This window comes from Teichococcus wenyumeiae (assembly GCF_003696345.1).
GTDB classification, from domain to species: Bacteria; Pseudomonadota; Alphaproteobacteria; order Acetobacterales; family Acetobacteraceae; genus Pseudoroseomonas; species Pseudoroseomonas wenyumeiae.
This window is the reverse complement of sequence record NZ_RFLX01000001.1, coordinates 181,382-198,421: the sequence shown is the minus strand read 5'-3', so window position 1 is coordinate 198,421 and position 17,040 is coordinate 181,382. Positions and strand designations below refer to the sequence as shown.

The window sequence follows — 17,040 nt, the reverse complement described above, 5'->3', positions numbered from 1 at the left end:
GCGACGCCGCCGGGGTTGCTCCTGTCTGGCAGATTGGCCCTCAGATGCTCGACAGACCCTTCCACCCTTTTTCACACAGCCTGCACGCCGCCACGCGGGTGGCCGCGCTGGCCCGGCAGGGCGGTGCCCGGCTGGACCAGGACGGCGCCTTCCCCGCGGCGGAGGTCGCGGCCCTGGCCGAGGCCGGGCTGCTGGCGGCGCCCTTGCCGCCGGACCTCGGCGGTGCCGGGCTGGGGCAGGGGCCGGAAGGCGCGGCGGCCCTGGCGGAAGTGCTGATGCGCATCGGCGCCGGCAGCCTGCCGCTGGGCCGCCTCTACGAAGGGCATGTGAACGCGCTGGGGCTGGTGCTGGCCTATGGCGATGTGGCGCAGCGCGAGGACGCGGCGGCGGATGCGCGGCAGGGCAGCCTCTTCGGCGTCTGGAACACCGATGATCGGCAGCAGCCGCTGCGGCTGGAAGGCGCGCTGCTGCGCGGCCGCAAGATCCTGGCTTCCGGCGCCGGCTGGGTGGAGCGGCCCCTGGTCACGGTCGCCACGCCGGAAGGGCCGCTGATGCTGCTGCCCGTGCTGGCGAAGGGAGAGCGCGCCGACCTCGCAAGCTGGACGGCGCAGGGCATGCGGGCCTCGGCCACCGGCGCGGTGGATTTCGACGGGCTGCCGGCCCCGCCGGCAGTGCGGATCGGCCAGCCCGGCGACTATCACCGCCAGCCGCTGTTTTCCGGCGGTGCCTGGCGCTTCCTGGCGGTGCAGACCGGGGGCGGGGCGGAAATCTTCGCCCTGCTCTGCCAGCACCTGCGGCAACTGGGACGGGATGCCGACCCGCATCAGCGCGCCCGGGTGGGCCAGGCCGCCGCCGCGCTGGAGGGCGCCCGGCTCCGGGTGGAACGCGCCGCCCGCCATCTGGCCGAGGATTCACTGCGGCCCGAGGCGGTGGTGGCCTATGTCGACCTGACGCGTGGCGCGGTGGAAGCCGCGCTGCTGGAGATCCTGGAGCATGCCCAGCGCTCGGTGGGGCTGGCCGGCTTCATGCGGCCGCATCCGCTGGAGCGCGTGACGCGCGACCTCGCCACCTACCTGCGCCAGCCGGCGCCGGACCGGGCGCTGGAGATGGGCGCCGCCTTCGTGCTGGAGCAGGAAGCCTGGCCGTGGTGACCACGGCGGCGGAGTTCTTCGCCCAGGCCGATGCGCTGCCCTTCGCGCCGTTGGAGCAGGTCCTCGCGCCCGGCGGGCTGGTGGTGCTGGCGCCGCACCCGGATGACGAGAGCCTGGGCTGCGGCGGGTTGCTCGCCGCCGCGGCGCAGGCCGGGCGGGCGGTGGCGGTAGTCTTTGTCAGCGATGGCGGCGCCTCCCACCCCCGCTCCCGCCGCTACCCGCGCCTCGCCCTGCGCCGGTTGCGGGAAGCGGAGGCGCTGGCCGCCCTCGCGGCACTCGGCCTGCCCGCCGCCATCGCCCGCTTCCTGGCGCTGCCGGATGCCGCCGTGCCCGGCGCCGGCGCGGATTTCGAGGCCGCCGTGCAGGCCATCCTGGACGCCGCCAGGGCCGTCGCGGCCGGCACCCTGCTGGCCACCTGGGGCCAGGACCCGCATTGCGACCATGAGGCCACCGATGCCATGGCGGCGGAGGCGGCGCGGCGGCAGCCGGGGCTGCGTCGCCTGGCCTATCCCGTCTGGGGTCACCGCCTGCCGCCCGGCACGCCCATCCAAGGCGGCCCACCCCGTGGCACCCGGCTCGATGTCTCGGCACATCTGCCGGCCAAGCGGCGCGCCATCGCCGCGCACCGGTCCCAGACCACGCGGCTGATCGACGACGACCCGGAAGGCTTCGTGCTGGATGCCGCCATGCTGGCGCGCTTCGATCGTCCCTTCGAGATCTTCCTGGAGTCAGCGGCATGAACCGTGCGCTGCAATCCCTGTCGGCCAGCTATTTCGAGGCGCTCTATGCCGCCGACCCCGACCCCTGGAAGTTCCGCAGCAGCTCCTATGAGGCCGCCAAGTACGAGGCCACCCTCGCTGCCCTGCCACGCGCCCGCTATGGCAGCGTGCTGGAGATCGGTTGTTCCATCGGCGTGCTGACGCGGATGCTGGCGCCGCGCTGCGACAGGCTGCTGGCGCTGGACGGCTCGGCCCGCGCCCTGGCCGATGCTCGCCGCCATTGCGCCGGGCTGGCGCAGGTGAGTTTCGCGCAGCGCGAGATCCCGCGCCAATGGCCGCGCGGCCGGCACGACCTGATCCTGTTTTCCGAAGTGCTCTACTACCTCGATGAAGAGGACCTCGCCCGCACCGCCACCCTGGCGCTGCGTGCCCTGCGCCCCGGCGGGGAGGTGCTGCTGGTGCATTGGACCGGCACCACCGATTACCCCCTTTCGGGCGATGCAGCGGTGGAAGGCTTCATGGCGGCGGCGGGGTCGGCGCTGGTCCCGGTGATGCAGAGCCGCACGGACCGCTACCGGCTGGACCTGCTGCGGCTGGCCTGAGCCCCGCCAGCAGCCGCCGCGCCGCCGCGATCTCACCGGGCAGCGCCGCCGGCAGCAGCGGCACCGGGCGCAGCAGCGGGCTCGCGGCCTCCGCCATCTGCCACAGCGCCCCGAAGGGCGAGGCCTTGATCTGCCGCATGACATCCGGCGGCAGCAGCAGGCTGGCGGCCCAGCGTGCCGCGCCGGCCTCGTCGCCCGCCGCGTGCAGGCGGCGCAGCGTGGCGCGGGCCCGCCACCGCATCGCCGCCACCTCAAGCGGTTCCAGCAGGCTGTCGCAGGGCAGGCCGGGCTGACCCGCCCGGAGGCGCAGGGTATCGGCGGCACCGCCCGTGGCACGGCCCTCGGTGCGGCAGGAGGTCACCGCCCGCACCCCGGGCGCATGGCGGACGCGGACATCCACTGCGCGCAGTGCCGCCAGCAGGGCGCGGTCCTCCCCCACCGGCAGGCGCGGCAGGCCCCCGGCGCGGCGATAGGCCGGCAGCCGCACCGCCAGGCTGGCGCCGGATGCCATGCGGTGCCGGGGCCAGCCATCGCCGCGCACCGGGTCGAGCCGCGCCTCCAGCTCCGCCAGCAGGGCGGCATAGCTGTCTTCCTGCGCCATGCGCTGGCGCAGGGCGGCGGGGAGGCAGGCGGTCTCGGCAGGGTCGTAATCCACCCGCCCGGCCACGGCATCGGCGCCGCTCCGCAATTCGGCGCGGGTCGCGGCCAGCCAGTCCGGCGCCACCTGGCTGTCGGCATCGGTGGTCAGCAGCAGGCCATCCGGCTGCGCCTCCCGCTCCAGCAAGGCCGCGGCGGCATCCATGGCGCGGCCGCGCGCTTCCCCGGCATGGGCCTGGCCGGGCGGCAGCACCGCATGCCGCAGCACCAGCCGGAACGGCGCGCCGGCGGCATGGGCGCGTGCCACGGCCTCCGTCGCATCGGTGCAGCCGTTCAGCAGCAGCAGCACCGTCAGCGTCGCTGCATCCCGCTGCGCCGCCAATGCATCCAGGCAGGCGCCGATGCGCGCGGCCTCGTTGCGGGCCGGGATGGCCACCACCGCCTTGTCGCCAGGCGAAGGTGTTCGGGAGGCGATCTGGGGAAACAAGACGGTCATGCCGTTGCGGAAACATCCCGCGGCGCCGTTTGTTGCGCTCCAGCTTTTGCTGGTGCCGCATACGGTTCTGTCATCCCCCGCCGCGATGCCTCATGCCGTCAATTCTTTGTTCGGCCGCCGAAGCTCATCCAAACGCGCCGCCAGGGCGTTTCAGCCGGTACTCACCTTGCATCCACGGGATCGTTCCAGATGACCCATCGGCTTGATCTGCTGAACCGCCGCGGGGTCCTGGCCCTCAGCGGCGCCGCCGGGCTGGCCATGGCGCCAAGAGCCCAGGCGCAGAGCTTCCCGCCTCCCAGCCCGGTGGATGCCGGGCGGGTGGAGAATGGTAAGGTGGTCTTCGACCCCTGGCGCTCCCCGGCCGATACGCCTTCCTCGCCGCCGCCCGCGCCGCTGCCGCCGGGGGAGCGGGTGGGCTTCGCCATCGTGGGCCTCGGCCGGCTGGCACTCGAGGAAATCCTGCCGGCCTTCGGGGAGAGCAAGAAGGCCAGGCCGGTCGCGCTGGTCTCCGGCTCACCGGAGAAGATGAAGACGGTGGCCGCGCAATACGGCATCGATCCCGCCAACTGCTACGACTACGCGAATTTCGACCGCATTCGCGACAATCCGGCGGTGAAGGCGGTCTACATCGTGCTGCCCAATGGCATGCACCGCGAATATGTCGAGCGCGCCGCGCGTGCCGGCAAGCATGTGCTCTGCGAGAAGCCCATGGCCACCAGCAGCGCCGATGCCCAGGCCATGGTGGATGCCTGCGCTGCCGCTAGCGTGAAGCTGATGATCGCCTACCGCATCCAGTACGAGGCCTATAACCTGCGGCTGGCCAGCCTGGTGCGGCAGCAGACCTTCGGGCGCCTGGTGGGGATGAGCGCCATCAATGTGCAGACGGTGGCGGAGAATGGCGCGCAGCAGTGGCGCCACAAGCGCGCGCTCTCGGGCGGCGGGTCGCTGCCGGATATCGGGCTCTACTGCCTGAACACCGCGCGTTTCCTGACTGGCGAGGAACCGGTGGAGATCTTCGCCACGCAATACAGCCCGCCTAACGACCCGCGCTATGCGGAGGTGGAGGAAACGCTCTCCTTCACCTTGCGCTTCCCGTCCAATGTTCTGGTGAACTGCTTCACCAGCTATGGCGCGCGGGACGACAAGTGCCAGCGGCTGAACTTCGAGAAGGCCACGGTGGATATGCCGAATGCCTATCTCTACGAGGGCCAGCGCATGACTGTGATCCAGCGCCAGGGCGATGCCACCGGGCAGACCGAGCTGGTGCTGCAGCAGCCTAACCAGTTCACCGAGGAGCTGGACCACATGGCGGAATGCGTCATCGGCGGCCAGCGCCCACGCACGCCGGGCGAGGAGGGCGTTCAGGATCACAAGCTGATGGAAGCAATCTACCGCGCTGCCGAATCAGGCCAGCCGGTGCGGCTGCCGCCGGTGGAAAAGCCTGATGCCTTCCGTGGCCCACCGCCCGGTGCCAAGCCATAGGCTGAGAGCCTGGTCAGGCTGTTGATCGATGATGATCTTCCGATGCGCTGCGTCTTTGAAGGCGCAGGCATGAGAAGACCAGCATGGCTGCACAACTGGGCTTGAACGGGGCCTGCCCAGGCGTACCGCCTTCGATGGCCAGCGGATCATCAGCGGCATCCTGCATGTGCTGCGCTCAAGCCGCCGCTAGCGCGACTTACTGTTCACGCACAGGCCGGCGGCTACCATCTCCAACTGCCGGAGCACCCAGAGTATCTGAAGCGCCTCTTCAATCGCCCGGCGGCAGCCAGAAACGCCCTGGACAAGACTGCGCTTGCAACACGCGCTGAAGGCGCGGCGCCGAGATTGTTATTCCCGTCCCCGCGCCCATCGCAAACCCGGCTCACGCAACCGTCGCGCCTGACCTTGTCGCGGTCTCATCGGGCGCATGTCCGGACGCACGGAAAGTTGGCGCCGCATCGGCACGCGCTATGACCGCTTCGATCGAAGCTTTCTCTCCGGCCTCGCACTTCCGCCGCCGGCCGCTGACCAATGGAACTGTCAGCCTGCGGCAGGCACTTTGATGACGCTAGCCGCCGTGACCTTTCCGCCAAGTTCAACGGAACGGGAGCAGCGGCTGGTTGCCGACATTCACGCCCCGCTCGGCATCCTGTTCACTCATGCGGTTCAGGTTGCTCGTCGTGTCAGGCTGGTTGGTTGGAGAATTCTCCCCCATCTGCGCACGACGAAGGCTTTCCGCGTTGAGGCGCGCCGTCTCGTCGTTGTCCCAGGCCGGGTTATTCGGGTTATTCGGGACATACGGGAGATTCGAGTTATTGGAACTCTGCTGACGCGAGCCTCGATGTTGCCTCTGCTGTACATATTCAAGGTCTGAAGGGCCTTGACGTGAAATGCCCACGGGGGCCTGGGCTGCTTGCGCCGCGGGTGTGCCGAAGGCAAGTCCAGTCGCCATGAGGCTCAAGCTGGACATCAGAATTCGAAGCTGCATCTTCATGCTCCTTCTTGCTCGTGTAGCTAGTAAGATACTTCCTCCCGCAATGGTTGCGTTAAAGAAATTAAAGTAATCTGCGCGGCAGGAATTGCCTGTCCACTACTACCACTATCACAACCGCATGCTTCTGGCTGAACCGGCCAGAACCCGGTTCAGGATGCGGCCAGATCGCTTCAGCGGGGCCGTGCCGCTTCGGCCACGGAAGAAGCGGGAGCCACGTTGAAGCGCGTCCAGCCCGGCACCTGTGCCGAGAGATTCACCTCCCGCCATTTCGGATGCCGTGGTGGGCGCAGGAAGGTATCGAACTTGGCGTAAAGCGCATCGATGAAGGTGGCGACCTTGCGGTAGCGCTCGGTGCCCGGCTGCCAGGCATAGGCGGCCATCACCGCGCCCACGGCAATGGTCTCCACCTTCTGGCCCGCCGGGATCAGTGCGGGATACTGCTCGGTCCCGAGTTCCGCCGGCAGATAGGTCTCCAGCAGGGCCGGATTCAGCGGCAGCGGCAGGAAATGCAACCCGGAATCGGTGGGTATGGAGGAGAAGAGCCGCGCCGGCTTGCCGGCCACATACATCAGGGCCGAGATCTCGCCCCGCCGGAGCTTCTCCAACGCAAGGTCCTGCGTGTCGTTCACCATCTGCGGCTGCACGCCCAGTGCCTCGAAGACCAGGGAGGCGGTCATGGCGGTGCCGCTGCCACGCAGGTCCACATTCACCGCGCGGCCGTTCAGGTCCTCCACCTTGGTGATGTCGCGGGCGGCGAGGAGATGCACTTCCTCGTCATAGAGCTTGGCGATGTACTGGATCAGCTGGTCGCTGCCGGGAAACAGCCGCTGCCGCCGCACATAGGCCAGGGCGTCGGATTGCACGATGCCGATATCGATGCCGCGCACGAACATGATGTCCGAGATGTTCTGCACCGAGCCGCGGCCCAGGATGGGCAGCACGCGCAGCTTGTCGCCATCGTCCAGCACCGCCGCGAGATCGGCGGCGATGCGGATATAGGTGCCGTCGGCTCCGCCCGAGATGACGCCCACGGTGCCCGCATTCGCCCGCGCCGTCATGGCCGCGAGGCCAGGAGGGGTCTGCGCGCTGGCGCCGCGCAGCGCGGGCAGGGCCAGCGCCCCTGCCAGCAACAGGCCGCGGCGTGTTGGCCGGATTGCGTTCATGGTCATTCCTCCCCTCCTACTCGGCGCCGAGCCGCCGCAGCAGCGCCGGTGCCTCACCATCCCCCAGTGCCGCCGCCTTCCGGTACCAGGTCACGGCGGCGGTGCGGTCGGGGCGGATGCCGCGTGCATTGAGGCCGGACAGGAAGGCGGGGTCATAGGTCTTGCCCAGGGCCAGCGCGGCACCGCCGCTGCCGCCCACCGCCGCGCGCTCATAGAGCAGCCGGGCGGCGGAAAGGTCCCCCAGCGCCAGCATGGCATCGCCACGCCGCATCATCGCGGCGAGCAGCTCGGGTGCCATGGCTGGCGCGGCCTGTTGCACGGCCGGGCTGGCGGCGGCTGGCGGGCGTTCCGCAGAGCGGGCCGCCTCCCGCGCCGGGGCTGCGGTGGCCACCGACGGCACCGGTTGCGTCGCCTTGGGCGGTTCGGCGGCGGGCGGCACAACACCCGGCGATGCCACCGGCTCCAGCGCCGGGGCCGCCAGTCGCGGCGGCGCGGCGGGAGAGGGCGCAGGCTCCGCTGGGATAGCGGCTCCGGGAGCCGGGGCAGGCGGCGCAACAGTCTCAGCGGTTGTGGAGGCCTGCGGGACAGGTGCGGAGGGGGTGGCGGCCCCGGGAACAGGGGCAGGCGTCACAACAGCTTCAGCAGCCGCGGGAGGCTGTGGAGCAGGTGCGGGCGAGGCGGCTGCGGGAGCCGGAACGGGCGCCACAACAGTCTCAGCGGTGGTGGGAGGCTGCGCGGCGGGCCTGGGCAAGGCGTCGGCCGGAGCCGGGCTGGGCGCCACAACAGCATCAGCGGCCGTCGAAGGCTGTGGCGCAGGCTCCGGCGAAGCGTCAGCCGGAGTCGGGCTGGGTATCGCAACAGCGCCGGCCGCTGTGGAAGCCTGCGGGACAGGCTCCGGCACGGCATCGGCCGGAGCTGGAACAGGCGCCACAACGGCATCCGCGATCGCGGGGGCAGGGGGCTGCGGAGCAGGCGCGGGCGGAGCTGCGACCGGAGCGGGGCTGGTTGCCGCAACAGCTTCAGCGGCCGCGGGAGGCTGTGAGGCAGGCTCGGATGGGGTGACAGCGTCCGGCACCGCGAGGCCAGGCACCACGGCGGGAAGCCGTGCCGCAGCTTCCTCCTGGGCAGGCTCCGGTGCGCGATTCGGCGTGGCAGCGGCAGGCGCCCCGGCGGCAACGATGCTGTCGGCGCCGGCCGCCTCTGCCAGGGCGGCTTCCAGCGGCGGCGCTTCGGTTTCGGAAGGCGCTGCCTCGCCCAGATCGCCGGGAAGCATGGCGGACAATGGCGGGGCCGTGGCTTCGTGATCCTCAGCCGACGCCGGGCTGGTGGCAGCCACCGGCTCCGGCACGGCCAAAGGCGCCGCTTGGGGCGCGGGCGGCGCGGCGGCGGGATCGGCGGCACTGGCCAACAGGACCGGCTCGGCGGAAGCCAGCATCAATGGCGTGGCAGGGGTAGCCATCGGCGGCAGATCCGTCGCTGCCACGACCAAGCCAACGGCTTCGGCCGAAGGCACGGCCAGGAAGGATATGGGCGAGGATTCGGCACCGATCAGGGGCACCGGCCGTGCCTCGCTGCGCTGGCTGCGCATCGCGACGGCCGGCAGCGGGGGCAGGGCCGGCGGGCTGGGCAAGGTGGCGTCCGGCTCCGGCCAGCTCCGCTGCGGCTCTGCTCGCGCGGGTTCCACGGCGGCGGATACCCTGCCGCCTTCATCCTGCCGCTGGACCAATGGCGGCGTCAGCGCGACAGAGCGGGGGAGCGGCAGGGCCGCTGCCGCCGTGGTGGCGGCCACGGCCTGCCGTGGCGTGGCCTCGGGCACCACTGGCCTGTCGCGGCCCAGCAGCCCGGCCAGCTGGCGTTCGGTCTGGCCGGGCTGCTGCGGTGCGAGCTGGTCCAGCAACACCGCCCCGCTGGCCGTCATGGCCAACAGACCCAGCGCCGCCGAGCCCACGCCGCCGAGGCTGAAACCGCGGGTCCGTGAAGGGCGCGGCAGGGAGTCGGGAAGCAGGGGGTCAGGCAGCAGGGGATCGGGAAAAGGTGCCTCGACCATGCGGTACGGCGCGTGGTCAGGCAGCGGGCTGGGCGAAGCGGCATCGGCTGGCTTCGAAGGCGTGCGTCCTTGGTCCGCCGCTGCCCGCGATGCGCTGGCGGGCGCGGGCGCTTTCACGCGTCGGCGGGGAGCGGCGGTCGCAGCCGCTGCCGGCTTTGGCTGTCCGGTCCGGGCTGAAGGCAGAAGGGCCTCCAGCGCCGGCATCCAGTCGTCATCCTGCAATTCCATCGGCCGCTTGCGGCGGAAGGCGGAGTCGAGCGTTACGGAAAGGCGCCAAAGATCCTGCTCCGTGAGGGAGCAGTAGATGATCGGCAGGTGGCCGGGAAAGCGACGCTCGAACCGCGCGGCCCGCAGGCGGCGGCGCAGGCGCACCACGGGATCTGGCACCGTATCCGGCGCCGCATCGAGCAGCACCACGCCCACATCCTGGTGCAACAGGATGAACCGCGGGTCCGGCGCGCCGTCGCCCAGCGAGTGCCCTTGCAGCGCGCGCCAGCCCAGATCGGAAAAGACTTCATGCACGGTTGGATTGAATTCCGTGCAAGAAGCGGGGGAGGTGTTTACGTGAGATGCAATGTTTTTCAAGTTTCCAGCGCCCCGAAGCGCCTTAAAATTACTTCTCAGGTAGCCTATTCCAGGGTTTCGTTGCTTGATGCATCCAAAGCTGGTCAGTGACTTCACATTGGCGCGACATTTCAATTTCGAACATGGCGGGCAGTGCCAACCCGGCGCGGGCGGCCGGCAAGCCGTGATCCGACGAGTACCGCCAGGGTTTCCGCCTCCTTCCCCATGAATATCGGCACGCGCCGTCGGCGCTGGCCCTGGGCCGTGCCATGGCGGGCGGCTTGACAGGGGAAAGCGGAGCCTCGCAAGGTAAAACGCAACGGCATTTCGAAAATGCCCTGTGCAATGCTCCCCATCGAAGGGGCAGCAGAGGGCGAGGGGGAGAAACGTTCATGTTGCGTCGCCATTTCCTGGCCGGGGCTTCCGCCGCGGCCATTGCGCCTCTGGCCATGCCCCGCCTCGCGTGGGCCCAAAGGGAAAGCGTGCTGCGCTTCGTGCCCTTCGTGGACCTTTCGCTGCTGGACCCGGTGGCCACCACCGCCACGCCGACACGCAACCACGCCTTCCTGATCTTCGACACGCTCTATGGCCTGGACAGCAACTTCCAGCCGCAGCCGCAGATGGTGGAAGGCCATGTTGTGGAGGATGACGGCCGCCGCTGGCTGCTGACGCTGCGCGACGGCCTGCGCTTCCATGACGGCAGCGCCGTGACGGCGAAGGATTGCGTCGCCAGCATCAAGCGCTGGGCATCCCGCGATTCCTTCGGCCAGGCGCTGATGGTCGCGACGGACGAGCTTTCGGCGCGCGACGACAAGACCATCGTCTTCCGCCTCAACAAGCCTTTCCCGCTGCTGCCGGCGGCGCTGGCGAAAGCCTCGCCCAGCATGTGCGCCATCATGCCGGAGCGGCTGGCGGTAACGGATGCGGCCAAGCAGGTGACGGAGATGGTGGGCTCCGGCCCCTTCCGCTTCCTGGACAAGGAGCACATGGCCGGTGCCCGTGCCGCCTATGCGCGCTTCGAGGGCTATGTGCCGCGCCAGGGCGGCGCGCCCGGCGGCACCGCCGGGCCGAAGGTGGCGCATTTCGAGCGGGTCGAATGGACCGTGATGCCGGATGTCTCGGCCGCCTCCTCCGCCCTGCAGGCGGGCGAGGTGGACTGGTGGGAAACGCCTTCCCCTGACTTGGCGCCGATGCTGAAGCGAGACCGCAACCTGCGGGTGGAGGTGAAGGACCGCCAGGGCCTGACGCCCATCCTGCGCTTCAACTGCATCCAGCCGCCTTTCGACAATGTGGCGCTGCGCCGCGCCGTGCTGGCCGCCGTCGACCAGGCGGAATTCATGCAGGCCTATAGCAGCGACCCCGAAACCTGGCATGTCAAGCTGGGCATGTTCTGCCCCGGCACGCCCATGGCCAGCGATGCTGGCCTGGACAAGCTCTTTGGCAAGACGAATATCGAGGCCGCGCGCAAGGCCGTGGCCGAAGCCGGCTACAAGGGCGAGAAGGTGGCCTTCATGCTGCCGATGGACCATCCCGTCAGCGCGCCGATCGGGCAGGTGGGCATCGATCTCTTCAAGCGCATCGGCCTGAATGTGGATGTGCAGGCGGTAGACAGCGGCACGCTCTTCCAGCGTCGCAATTCGCGGGAGCCGGTGGAGAAGGGCGGCTGGAGCGTGTTCCCCTCCATGGTCTCCGGCCTCAACATCCTCGACCCGGCGGTGACCAGCGTGGCACGCGGCAACGGGCTGAAGGGCTGGTACGGCTGGCCCGAGAGCCCCGAGGGCGAGCGCCTGCGCGACGCCTGGTTGGAAGAGCGCGACCCCGCCAGGCAGAAGCAACTGGCGGAGCAGATCCAACTCCAGGCCTGGCAGGATGCCACCTTCATTCCCACCGGGCAGATCTTCCAGCCCATGGCCTGGCGCCGCAGCATCGACGGCGTGCTCGATGGCTTCGTGAAATTCTGGAACGTTCGGCGGGTATGATGACAATGCGGCAGATCAAGGTTGGCCTGATCGGCTATGGCGAAATCGGCAGCACGCTGGGTGCCGGCCTGCGCGCGCAGGGGCTGGAGCAGGTCTCGAGCTTCGACATCGGCGCCTTCGAGGGTCCCTATGCCGCGCTGATCCAGGGCCGCGCGGAAGCCGCGGGCGTGCCGCTGCTGCGCTCGGCGGCCGAACTGGCGGAGCGGGCCGATATCATCATCGGCGTGACGCCCGGCTCCGCCTCGGTGGAGAGTGCCGCGAACTTCGCGCCGCATCTGACGGCGCGGCATCTGTTCATCGACATCGCTTCCGCCACGCCGAAGGTGAAGCAGGCCATGGCCGCGAAGCTGGAGGGCACCGGCGCGCTGCTCGCCGATGGGTCCATCGTCGGCACGCCGCGCGACGGGCTGGCGCTGCCCATTCTGGCCAGCGGCGCGGCGGCCGAGGCGGTGCGGGACGCGCTGGTGCCCTGGGGCATGAAGATCGAAGCCGTGGGGCCGGAACTCGGCACGGCATCGGCCATCAAGATCCTGCGCTCGGTGCTGATCAAGGGCATCGAGGCACTGGTGGACGAGATGATGCTGGGCGCCCGCCGCTACGGGCTGGATGAGGCAGTGCTGCAATCGGCCGCCAAGACGCTGATGTCGCGTCCCTTCCCGGATTTCGCCGGCAACCTGATCACCACCGGCGTCATCCACGCCCGCCGCCGCGCCGAGGAAGCCGCCATGGCCGCCGATGCGCTGGCCGATGTCGGCATCGAACCCATCATGACCCGTTCCACCGCCGAGCGGCTGCGCTGGGTGGAGGCCCTGGGGCTGAAGGAGCACTTCGGCGGGCGTATTCCGGCGAATTATCAGGAGGCGCTGGAAGCCATCGAGGCGCGGATGGCGCCAGCAGAGGTTTGAAGAAAGGCTGGGGGAATGAACGCCCCCATTAAACGTATACGTTTGATGACTTCTTTTGTTTTCGAGTTTTCAGATGTGCCGGAGGGCTTGGCTCTCAGGCCACTGCGGGCTCAGCCCCGCATGCCTTTCATTGAAAACATCACAGCGACCTTGCCGCCTGATTCGGCCTGAAGCTCCAACTCGAAAAAGGAAGATGGGGGTTCAGGGGAATTCATTCCCCCGACCTTTTCCTCCGGCCCGCACCGCGCAGCGCCGGCGCAGGCATCGGCCGCAGCGGTGGCTGCCCGCCCAGGCTGCGCGTCAGCCCTGCGGCTGCATCTCTCAAGGTTTTTGTGGCGGCGCGGGCGACCTTGGGCGTCAGGCGGGTGATGGGGCCGGTGATGCTCAGCGCCCCGGCGAAATGGTCTTCCGGCCCGAAGACGGGCATGGCGAGGCCGGCGGCGTGCGGGTCATGGACGCCGGCGGTGTAGAGGGGGAAGTCCAGCGCATCGGCCTCGGGCGGCAGGGGCGTGGTGGTGAAGATGCGCAGCACCTGGGCGATGGCGGACATGTCCATCGGCAGCAGGTCGCCCTGGCGCACATGCAGGCGCAGCCGGTGCGGCGAATCGACGCGGAAGAGGCATTGCCGTGCCTCACCCTGGCGGATGTAGAAGGCGGCGCTTTCGCTGGTGGCGGCGACCAGTTCTTCCAGCACTGGCATCACATGCGCTTCCAGGCGGAAGGACTGCTGGTAGACCATGCCGAGGCGCAGCAGCTCCGCACCCAGGCGGTAGCCGCCCTCGGTGCGGGAGAGGTAGCCGGCGGCTTCGAGCGAGACGGCGATGCGCATGATGGTGCTTTTCACCAGCCCCGTGCGTGCCGAGAGTTCGGCGAGGGAGACGGCGCCATCGCCTTTGCGGAAGGCGCTGAGCAGGGCCAGCGTGCGCTCGGCGGAGGCGACGCCTTCCATCGCGGGCGTGGCCCTGGGCTTGGATGTCATGACGCGCAGGTCTACCGCCCCGCCGGGCTGGCCGGCAAGCGGTGGCCGGATTCTGAAATGCCGTTGCGTTCCATGCCGGGTTGCGGGAGCCTGGGCGCGGAACATGAGGGAGGGCCGCCGGTGGCCATTGGATTCAGGATTCTGCCGCGTGCGCGGCAGGTGGGCGCGGAATGGGTGGAGCGCTTCCGCAGCCTTCCCGTGGCCAATGTCAGTGACGTGATGGCGCGCATGACGGCGGGCGGGCCGCGGCTGCGGCCGATGCATCGCGGCGGCCAGATGGCCGGCCCGGCGCTGACGGTGAAGACCCGTCCCGGCGACAACCTGATGATTCACAAGGCCCTGGCCCTGGCGGCGCCGGGCGACGTGATCGTGGTGGATGCCGGTGGCGACCTGACCAATGCGCTGATCGGCGAGCTGATGCTGGCGCAGATGGTGAAGAAGCGCCTGGGCGGCATCGTGATCCATGGCGCCATCCGCGACAGCGCCGCCATCGCCGCGCAGGACTTTCCGGTCTTCGCGGCGGGCGTGACGCATCGCGGCCCCTACAAGGATGGTCCGGGCGAGATCAATGTGCCGGTGGCCTTCGACGGCATGGTGATCGCACCTGGAGACCTGGTGCTGGGCGATGACGACGGGCTGCTCTGCGTGCCCTTCGGGGAGGTGGAGGCCATCCATGCCGCCGCCGCCGCCAAGCAGGCGGCGGAGGTGAAGCAGGCGGCGGATATTGAGGCCGGCACCTATTCCGCCCCTTGGGTGGACGAGACGCTGCGCCGCCTGGGCTGCGAGGGGCTGGACTGAGTTCTAGCCCAGCTTCACCACGCCGGCCGCGATATCCGGCCGGCGTGGCACGATCCTGCTGGAGACGTACCAGTCGGCGATCTGCTCGATCTGCGCCACATCGGCGTCGGTGACGCCGCGCGTCGGCACGGCGTTGTTCTCGCCGATGGCAGGGGCGAGGCCAGGGGGCAGGCTCATCGCCTCGGCCCAGATGCGGCCGGCTTCGTTCTTGTTGTTCTGGGCCCAGCGGTTGTCGTCCAGGCAGGTATCGAAGACCGCCTGCAGCAGCGGGCGCTTCTTTTCCACGAAGTCCCGGCTGGCCATCAGCGTCACGGCATTGTCGGAGCCGATGGCAGCGCCATCCGCCAGCACGCGCGCGCCATAGCTTTTCACGCCGATGACGACGAAGGGGTCCCAGGTGGCCCAGGCATCGACATGGCCCTGGGTGAAGGCGGCGCCGCTGTCGCTGGGGCTGAGATAGACGCGCTTCACGGCCGAGGCATCCACGCCATTCTTTTCCAGCGCGCGCATCAGCAGGTATTCGCCGGTGCCGCCGCGATTCACCGCGACGCTTTTGCCCGCGAGGTCGGCCAGGCTGCGGATGGGGGAATCCTGCTTCACCAGGATGCCTTCACCACCCGCCGCGATCTTCTGGTAGGCGAAGATCACCATGGGGATGCGCGCCGCCAGCGCCGCGATGCAGGCGGTGGAGGACCCGGCGGTGATGTCGATGCTGCCGGCATTCAGCGCCTCCAGCGCCGGGGCGGCGGCGGGGAAGGGGCCAGCCCATTCCAGCTTCGCGCCTTGCGCCGCCAGTGCCTTTTCCAGCGTGCCGCGGGCGCGGCCTGTGGTGAGGTCGTTGGGCGCGCGCAGCCAGCCGATGCGCACGGTCTCGCCTTCCGCTGCGCGGGCGGGGGCCAGGGCGGGAAGCAGCAGGGCGGCGCTCAGCTTGCCCAGGGTGCGGCGTTGCATCGTTCGGTTCTTCCCGGCTCAGTGTGTCAGGGCCTGCTCCACGCCGAGGCGGGCGAGCAATCCGGCTTCCAGCGCCGCCAGCATGAGGTCGCCATGCCGGCGCGGATGCGCGGCGGAAACCGCCGTCTGGTGGGTGATCTGGCCGCTTTCCAGGATCAGCACGCGGTCGGCCAGCAGCACGGCCTCCCGCACGTCATGCGTCACCAGCAGGATGGCGGGGCGGTGGGCGCGCCAGAGATCGCCCACCAGGGCATGCATGCGGATGCGCGTCAGCGCGTCCAGCGCGGCGAAGGGCTCGTCCAGCAGCAGCAATTCGGGCTGGCGTACCAGGGCGCGGGCCAGGGCGGCGCGCTGCGCCTCGCCGCCCGAGAGCGTGATGGGCCAGGCATCGGCGCGGGCGGCCAGCCCGACCTCGGCCAGGGCGGCGCGGGCGGCCTGTTCGGCATCATCCCGCCGCAGGCCGAGGGCCACATTCTGCGCCACCGTCTTCCAGGGCATCAGCCGCGGTTCCTGAAAGACCACGGCCCGGCGCTGCGGCAGCCGCGCCACGCCGGCGGGCACCGCATCCAGCCCCGCCAGCACCCGCAGCAGGGTGGACTTGCCGGAGCCGCTGCGGCCCAGCAGCGCCACGAATTCTCCGGGGGCGATCGAAAGCTCCAGCCGGTCCAGCACCACGCGGCGGCCGAAGGCGCGGGTCAGGCCATGGACCTCCAGCACCGGGCTCATGCCGCCACCACCGGCCGGCGCCAGCGCAGCCCGCGCGCTTCCAGCAGCCGCACCAGCCCATCCGTCGCCAGCCCCATGGCGGCATAGACCAGCAGGCAAACCACGATCACATCGGTCTGCAGAAAGTCCCGCGCATTGGTGATCAGCGCGCCCAGCCCGCTGCTGGCATTGATCTGCTCCCCCACCACCAAGGACAGCCAGGCGATGCTGAGCCCGTAGCGTACCCCCACCAGCAGGGAAGGCAGGGCGCCGGGCAGGATGATGTGGCGGACCCGCTCCAGCCGCGTCAGGCCCAGGGTGCGGCCGGCTTCCACCAGCTTCAGGTCCACGCCCCGGATGCCGGCATGCAGCGTCAGGTAGATGGGAAAGAGGGCACCCAGGGCGACAAGGCCGACCTTGGGCGCCTCGCCAATGCCGAACCACAGGATGAAGAGCGGCAGCAGCCCCAGGAAGGGCATGGCCTTCAGCATCTGCAAGGGCGGGTCCACCAGCACCTCCCCGATGCGGGACAGACCGGAGATCACCGCCAGCGCCACGCCCAGCACCAGCGCGATGCCGAAGCCCGCCGCCACGCGCAGGAAGGAGACCAACAGGCCGCGCAGCAGATCGCCCGAGCGCACCAACTCCCATGCCGTCGCGGCGATCTGCGTGGGAGAGGCCAGGATGCGCTCCGGCAGCACCCCGCTGGCGCTGGCCGCCTGCCAGAGCAGCAGCAGCGCCAGGGGCGAGAGCAGCCGCGCCCAGCCGCCCCAGGCCGCGCGCGGGGCGGTGGTCTCGGCGGCGGGGGCGGGGCTTTCGGCGGTCTCGGACAGTGTCAGGCCTTCCTGGCGGAGATGACGGGCTCCTGCCCCTCACTTCGCGCGGGACGGCGGGCGTGGCAAGGCCGC

The 17,040-nt window shown here is 70.1% G+C and carries 16 protein-coding genes; 8 read left to right on the top strand and 8 right to left on the bottom strand.

Going from position 1 to position 17,040, the window contains the following annotated elements; all coding sequences use genetic code 11:
• Window positions 1-44: 44 nt before the first annotated feature.
• From EBE87_RS00945 to EBE87_RS00935, 3 genes are read left to right on the top strand one after another with little or no spacing between them, the layout of a single operon-like run.
• Window positions 45-1,151, top strand: a complete 1,107-nt coding sequence (locus EBE87_RS00945; RefSeq protein ID WP_122139825.1) for an acyl-CoA dehydrogenase family protein — start codon at window positions 45-47, stop codon at window positions 1,149-1,151.
• Window positions 1,145-1,891, top strand: a complete 747-nt coding sequence (locus EBE87_RS00940; protein WP_233560005.1) for a PIG-L deacetylase family protein — start codon at window positions 1,145-1,147, stop codon at window positions 1,889-1,891. The genes EBE87_RS00945 and EBE87_RS00940 overlap by 7 nt, the downstream gene beginning before the upstream one ends.
• Complete coding sequence (locus EBE87_RS00935; RefSeq protein WP_120641294.1) at window positions 1,888-2,472, top strand: class I SAM-dependent DNA methyltransferase; 585 nt, start codon at window positions 1,888-1,890, stop codon at window positions 2,470-2,472. Before EBE87_RS00940 ends, EBE87_RS00935 begins: the two co-directional genes overlap by 4 nt.
• On the opposite strand, the gene EBE87_RS00930 is transcribed toward EBE87_RS00935, so the two are convergent.
• Window positions 2,387-3,565 (bottom strand): glycosyltransferase, encoded by a 1,179-nt coding sequence (locus tag EBE87_RS00930; protein ID WP_122139824.1) that lies wholly within the window; start codon window positions 3,563-3,565, stop codon window positions 2,387-2,389. The two genes, EBE87_RS00935 and EBE87_RS00930, sit on opposite strands and share 86 nt — an antisense overlap.
• 189 nt (window positions 3,566-3,754) lie before the next feature.
• Between EBE87_RS00930 and EBE87_RS00925 the strand changes: the two genes are divergently transcribed.
• A complete protein-coding gene (locus EBE87_RS00925) occupies window positions 3,755-5,047 on the top strand; it encodes a Gfo/Idh/MocA family protein (protein WP_120640975.1) in 1,293 nt (430 codons plus the stop codon).
• Between the two features lie 595 nt (window positions 5,048-5,642).
• Here the strand turns inward: EBE87_RS00925 and EBE87_RS28580 are convergent.
• The 3 genes from EBE87_RS28580 to EBE87_RS00915 all read right to left on the bottom strand — a co-directional run bounded on the left by EBE87_RS28580 (window position 5,643) and on the right by EBE87_RS00915 (window position 9,773).
• A complete protein-coding gene (locus tag EBE87_RS28580; RefSeq protein ID WP_147426241.1) occupies window positions 5,643-6,041 on the bottom strand; it encodes a hypothetical protein in 399 nt (132 codons plus the stop codon).
• Between the two features lie 170 nt (window positions 6,042-6,211).
• On the bottom strand, window positions 6,212-7,210 hold the full coding sequence (locus tag EBE87_RS00920) for a TAXI family TRAP transporter solute-binding subunit (protein WP_120640976.1): 999 nt from the start codon (window positions 7,208-7,210) through the stop codon (window positions 6,212-6,214).
• A gap of 10 nt (window positions 7,211-7,220) precedes the next feature.
• Window positions 7,221-9,773: a hypothetical protein gene (locus EBE87_RS00915; protein ID WP_122139823.1), complete on the bottom strand. Its 2,553-nt coding sequence runs from the start codon at window positions 9,771-9,773 to the stop codon at window positions 7,221-7,223.
• 434 nt (window positions 9,774-10,207) lie between these two features.
• Between EBE87_RS00915 and EBE87_RS00910 the strand changes: the two genes are divergently transcribed.
• Together EBE87_RS00910 and EBE87_RS00905 are read left to right on the top strand one after the other, a co-directional pair.
• Window positions 10,208-11,794, top strand: coding sequence for an ABC transporter substrate-binding protein (locus EBE87_RS00910; protein WP_120637760.1), 1,587 nt, complete (start codon window positions 10,208-10,210; stop codon window positions 11,792-11,794).
• Window positions 11,795-11,799: 5 nt separating this feature from the next.
• Window positions 11,800-12,699 (top strand): NAD(P)-dependent oxidoreductase, encoded by a 900-nt coding sequence (locus EBE87_RS00905; RefSeq protein WP_233553141.1) that lies wholly within the window; start codon window positions 11,800-11,802, stop codon window positions 12,697-12,699.
• Window positions 12,700-12,910: 211 nt separating this feature from the next.
• Here EBE87_RS00905 and EBE87_RS00900 read toward each other — a convergent pair whose 3' ends face one another.
• Window positions 12,911-13,678 (bottom strand): IclR family transcriptional regulator, encoded by a 768-nt coding sequence (locus EBE87_RS00900; protein ID WP_120637761.1) that lies wholly within the window; start codon window positions 13,676-13,678, stop codon window positions 12,911-12,913.
• Between the two features lie 120 nt (window positions 13,679-13,798).
• Between EBE87_RS00900 and EBE87_RS00895 the strand changes: the two genes are divergently transcribed.
• Window positions 13,799-14,476 (top strand): RraA family protein, encoded by a 678-nt coding sequence (locus EBE87_RS00895; RefSeq protein WP_120637762.1) that lies wholly within the window; start codon window positions 13,799-13,801, stop codon window positions 14,474-14,476.
• Between the two features lie 3 nt (window positions 14,477-14,479).
• Here the strand turns inward: EBE87_RS00895 and EBE87_RS00890 are convergent, their stop codons facing one another.
• The 3 genes from EBE87_RS00890 to EBE87_RS00880 are packed head-to-tail and all read right to left on the bottom strand — an operon-like array spanning window position 14,480 to window position 16,773.
• Window positions 14,480-15,427 (bottom strand): aliphatic sulfonate ABC transporter substrate-binding protein, encoded by a 948-nt coding sequence (locus EBE87_RS00890; RefSeq protein ID WP_120637763.1) that lies wholly within the window; start codon window positions 15,425-15,427, stop codon window positions 14,480-14,482.
• A gap of 18 nt (window positions 15,428-15,445) precedes the next feature.
• On the bottom strand, window positions 15,446-16,153 hold the full coding sequence (locus EBE87_RS00885) for an ABC transporter ATP-binding protein (RefSeq protein ID WP_120637764.1): 708 nt from the start codon (window positions 16,151-16,153) through the stop codon (window positions 15,446-15,448).
• Window positions 16,150-16,773 carry an ABC transporter permease gene (locus EBE87_RS00880; protein ID WP_233560003.1) on the bottom strand — a complete coding sequence of 208 codons (624 nt, stop codon included), beginning with the start codon at window positions 16,771-16,773 and terminating at the stop codon, window positions 16,150-16,152. Before EBE87_RS00880 ends, EBE87_RS00885 begins: the two co-directional genes overlap by 4 nt.
• Before the next feature lie 43 nt (window positions 16,774-16,816).
• On the opposite strand from EBE87_RS00880, the gene EBE87_RS29600 reads away from it, so the two are divergent.
• A complete protein-coding gene (locus tag EBE87_RS29600; RefSeq protein WP_233553143.1) occupies window positions 16,817-16,990 on the top strand; it encodes a hypothetical protein in 174 nt (57 codons plus the stop codon).
• Window positions 16,991-17,040 lie beyond the last annotated feature (50 nt).

Bases quoted from the DNA above. Each gene is read 5' to 3' on its own strand.
- EBE87_RS00945 (WP_122139825.1), top strand. From the start codon at position 45: ATGCTCGACAGACCCTTCCACCCTTTTTCACACAGCCTGCACGCCGCC.
- EBE87_RS00935 (WP_120641294.1), top strand. From the start codon at position 1,888: ATGAACCGTGCGCTGCAATCCCTGTCGGCCAGCTATTTCGAGGCGCTC.
- EBE87_RS00930 (WP_122139824.1), bottom strand. From the start codon at position 3,565: ATGACCGTCTTGTTTCCCCAGATCGCCTCCCGAACACCTTCGCCTGGC.
- EBE87_RS00925 (WP_120640975.1), top strand. From the start codon at position 3,755: ATGACCCATCGGCTTGATCTGCTGAACCGCCGCGGGGTCCTGGCCCTC.
- EBE87_RS28580 (WP_147426241.1), bottom strand. From the start codon at position 6,041: ATGAAGATGCAGCTTCGAATTCTGATGTCCAGCTTGAGCCTCATGGCG.
- EBE87_RS00920 (WP_120640976.1), bottom strand. From the start codon at position 7,210: ATGACCATGAACGCAATCCGGCCAACACGCCGCGGCCTGTTGCTGGCA.
- EBE87_RS00910 (WP_120637760.1), top strand. From the start codon at position 10,208: ATGTTGCGTCGCCATTTCCTGGCCGGGGCTTCCGCCGCGGCCATTGCG.
- EBE87_RS00905 (WP_233553141.1), top strand. From the start codon at position 11,800: ATGCGGCAGATCAAGGTTGGCCTGATCGGCTATGGCGAAATCGGCAGC.
- EBE87_RS00900 (WP_120637761.1), bottom strand. From the start codon at position 13,678: ATGACATCCAAGCCCAGGGCCACGCCCGCGATGGAAGGCGTCGCCTCC.
- EBE87_RS00890 (WP_120637763.1), bottom strand. From the start codon at position 15,427: ATGCAACGCCGCACCCTGGGCAAGCTGAGCGCCGCCCTGCTGCTTCCC.
- EBE87_RS00885 (WP_120637764.1), bottom strand. From the start codon at position 16,153: ATGAGCCCGGTGCTGGAGGTCCATGGCCTGACCCGCGCCTTCGGCCGC.
- EBE87_RS29600 (WP_233553143.1), top strand. From the start codon at position 16,817: ATGCGCTCCGGCAGCACCCCGCTGGCGCTGGCCGCCTGCCAGAGCAGC.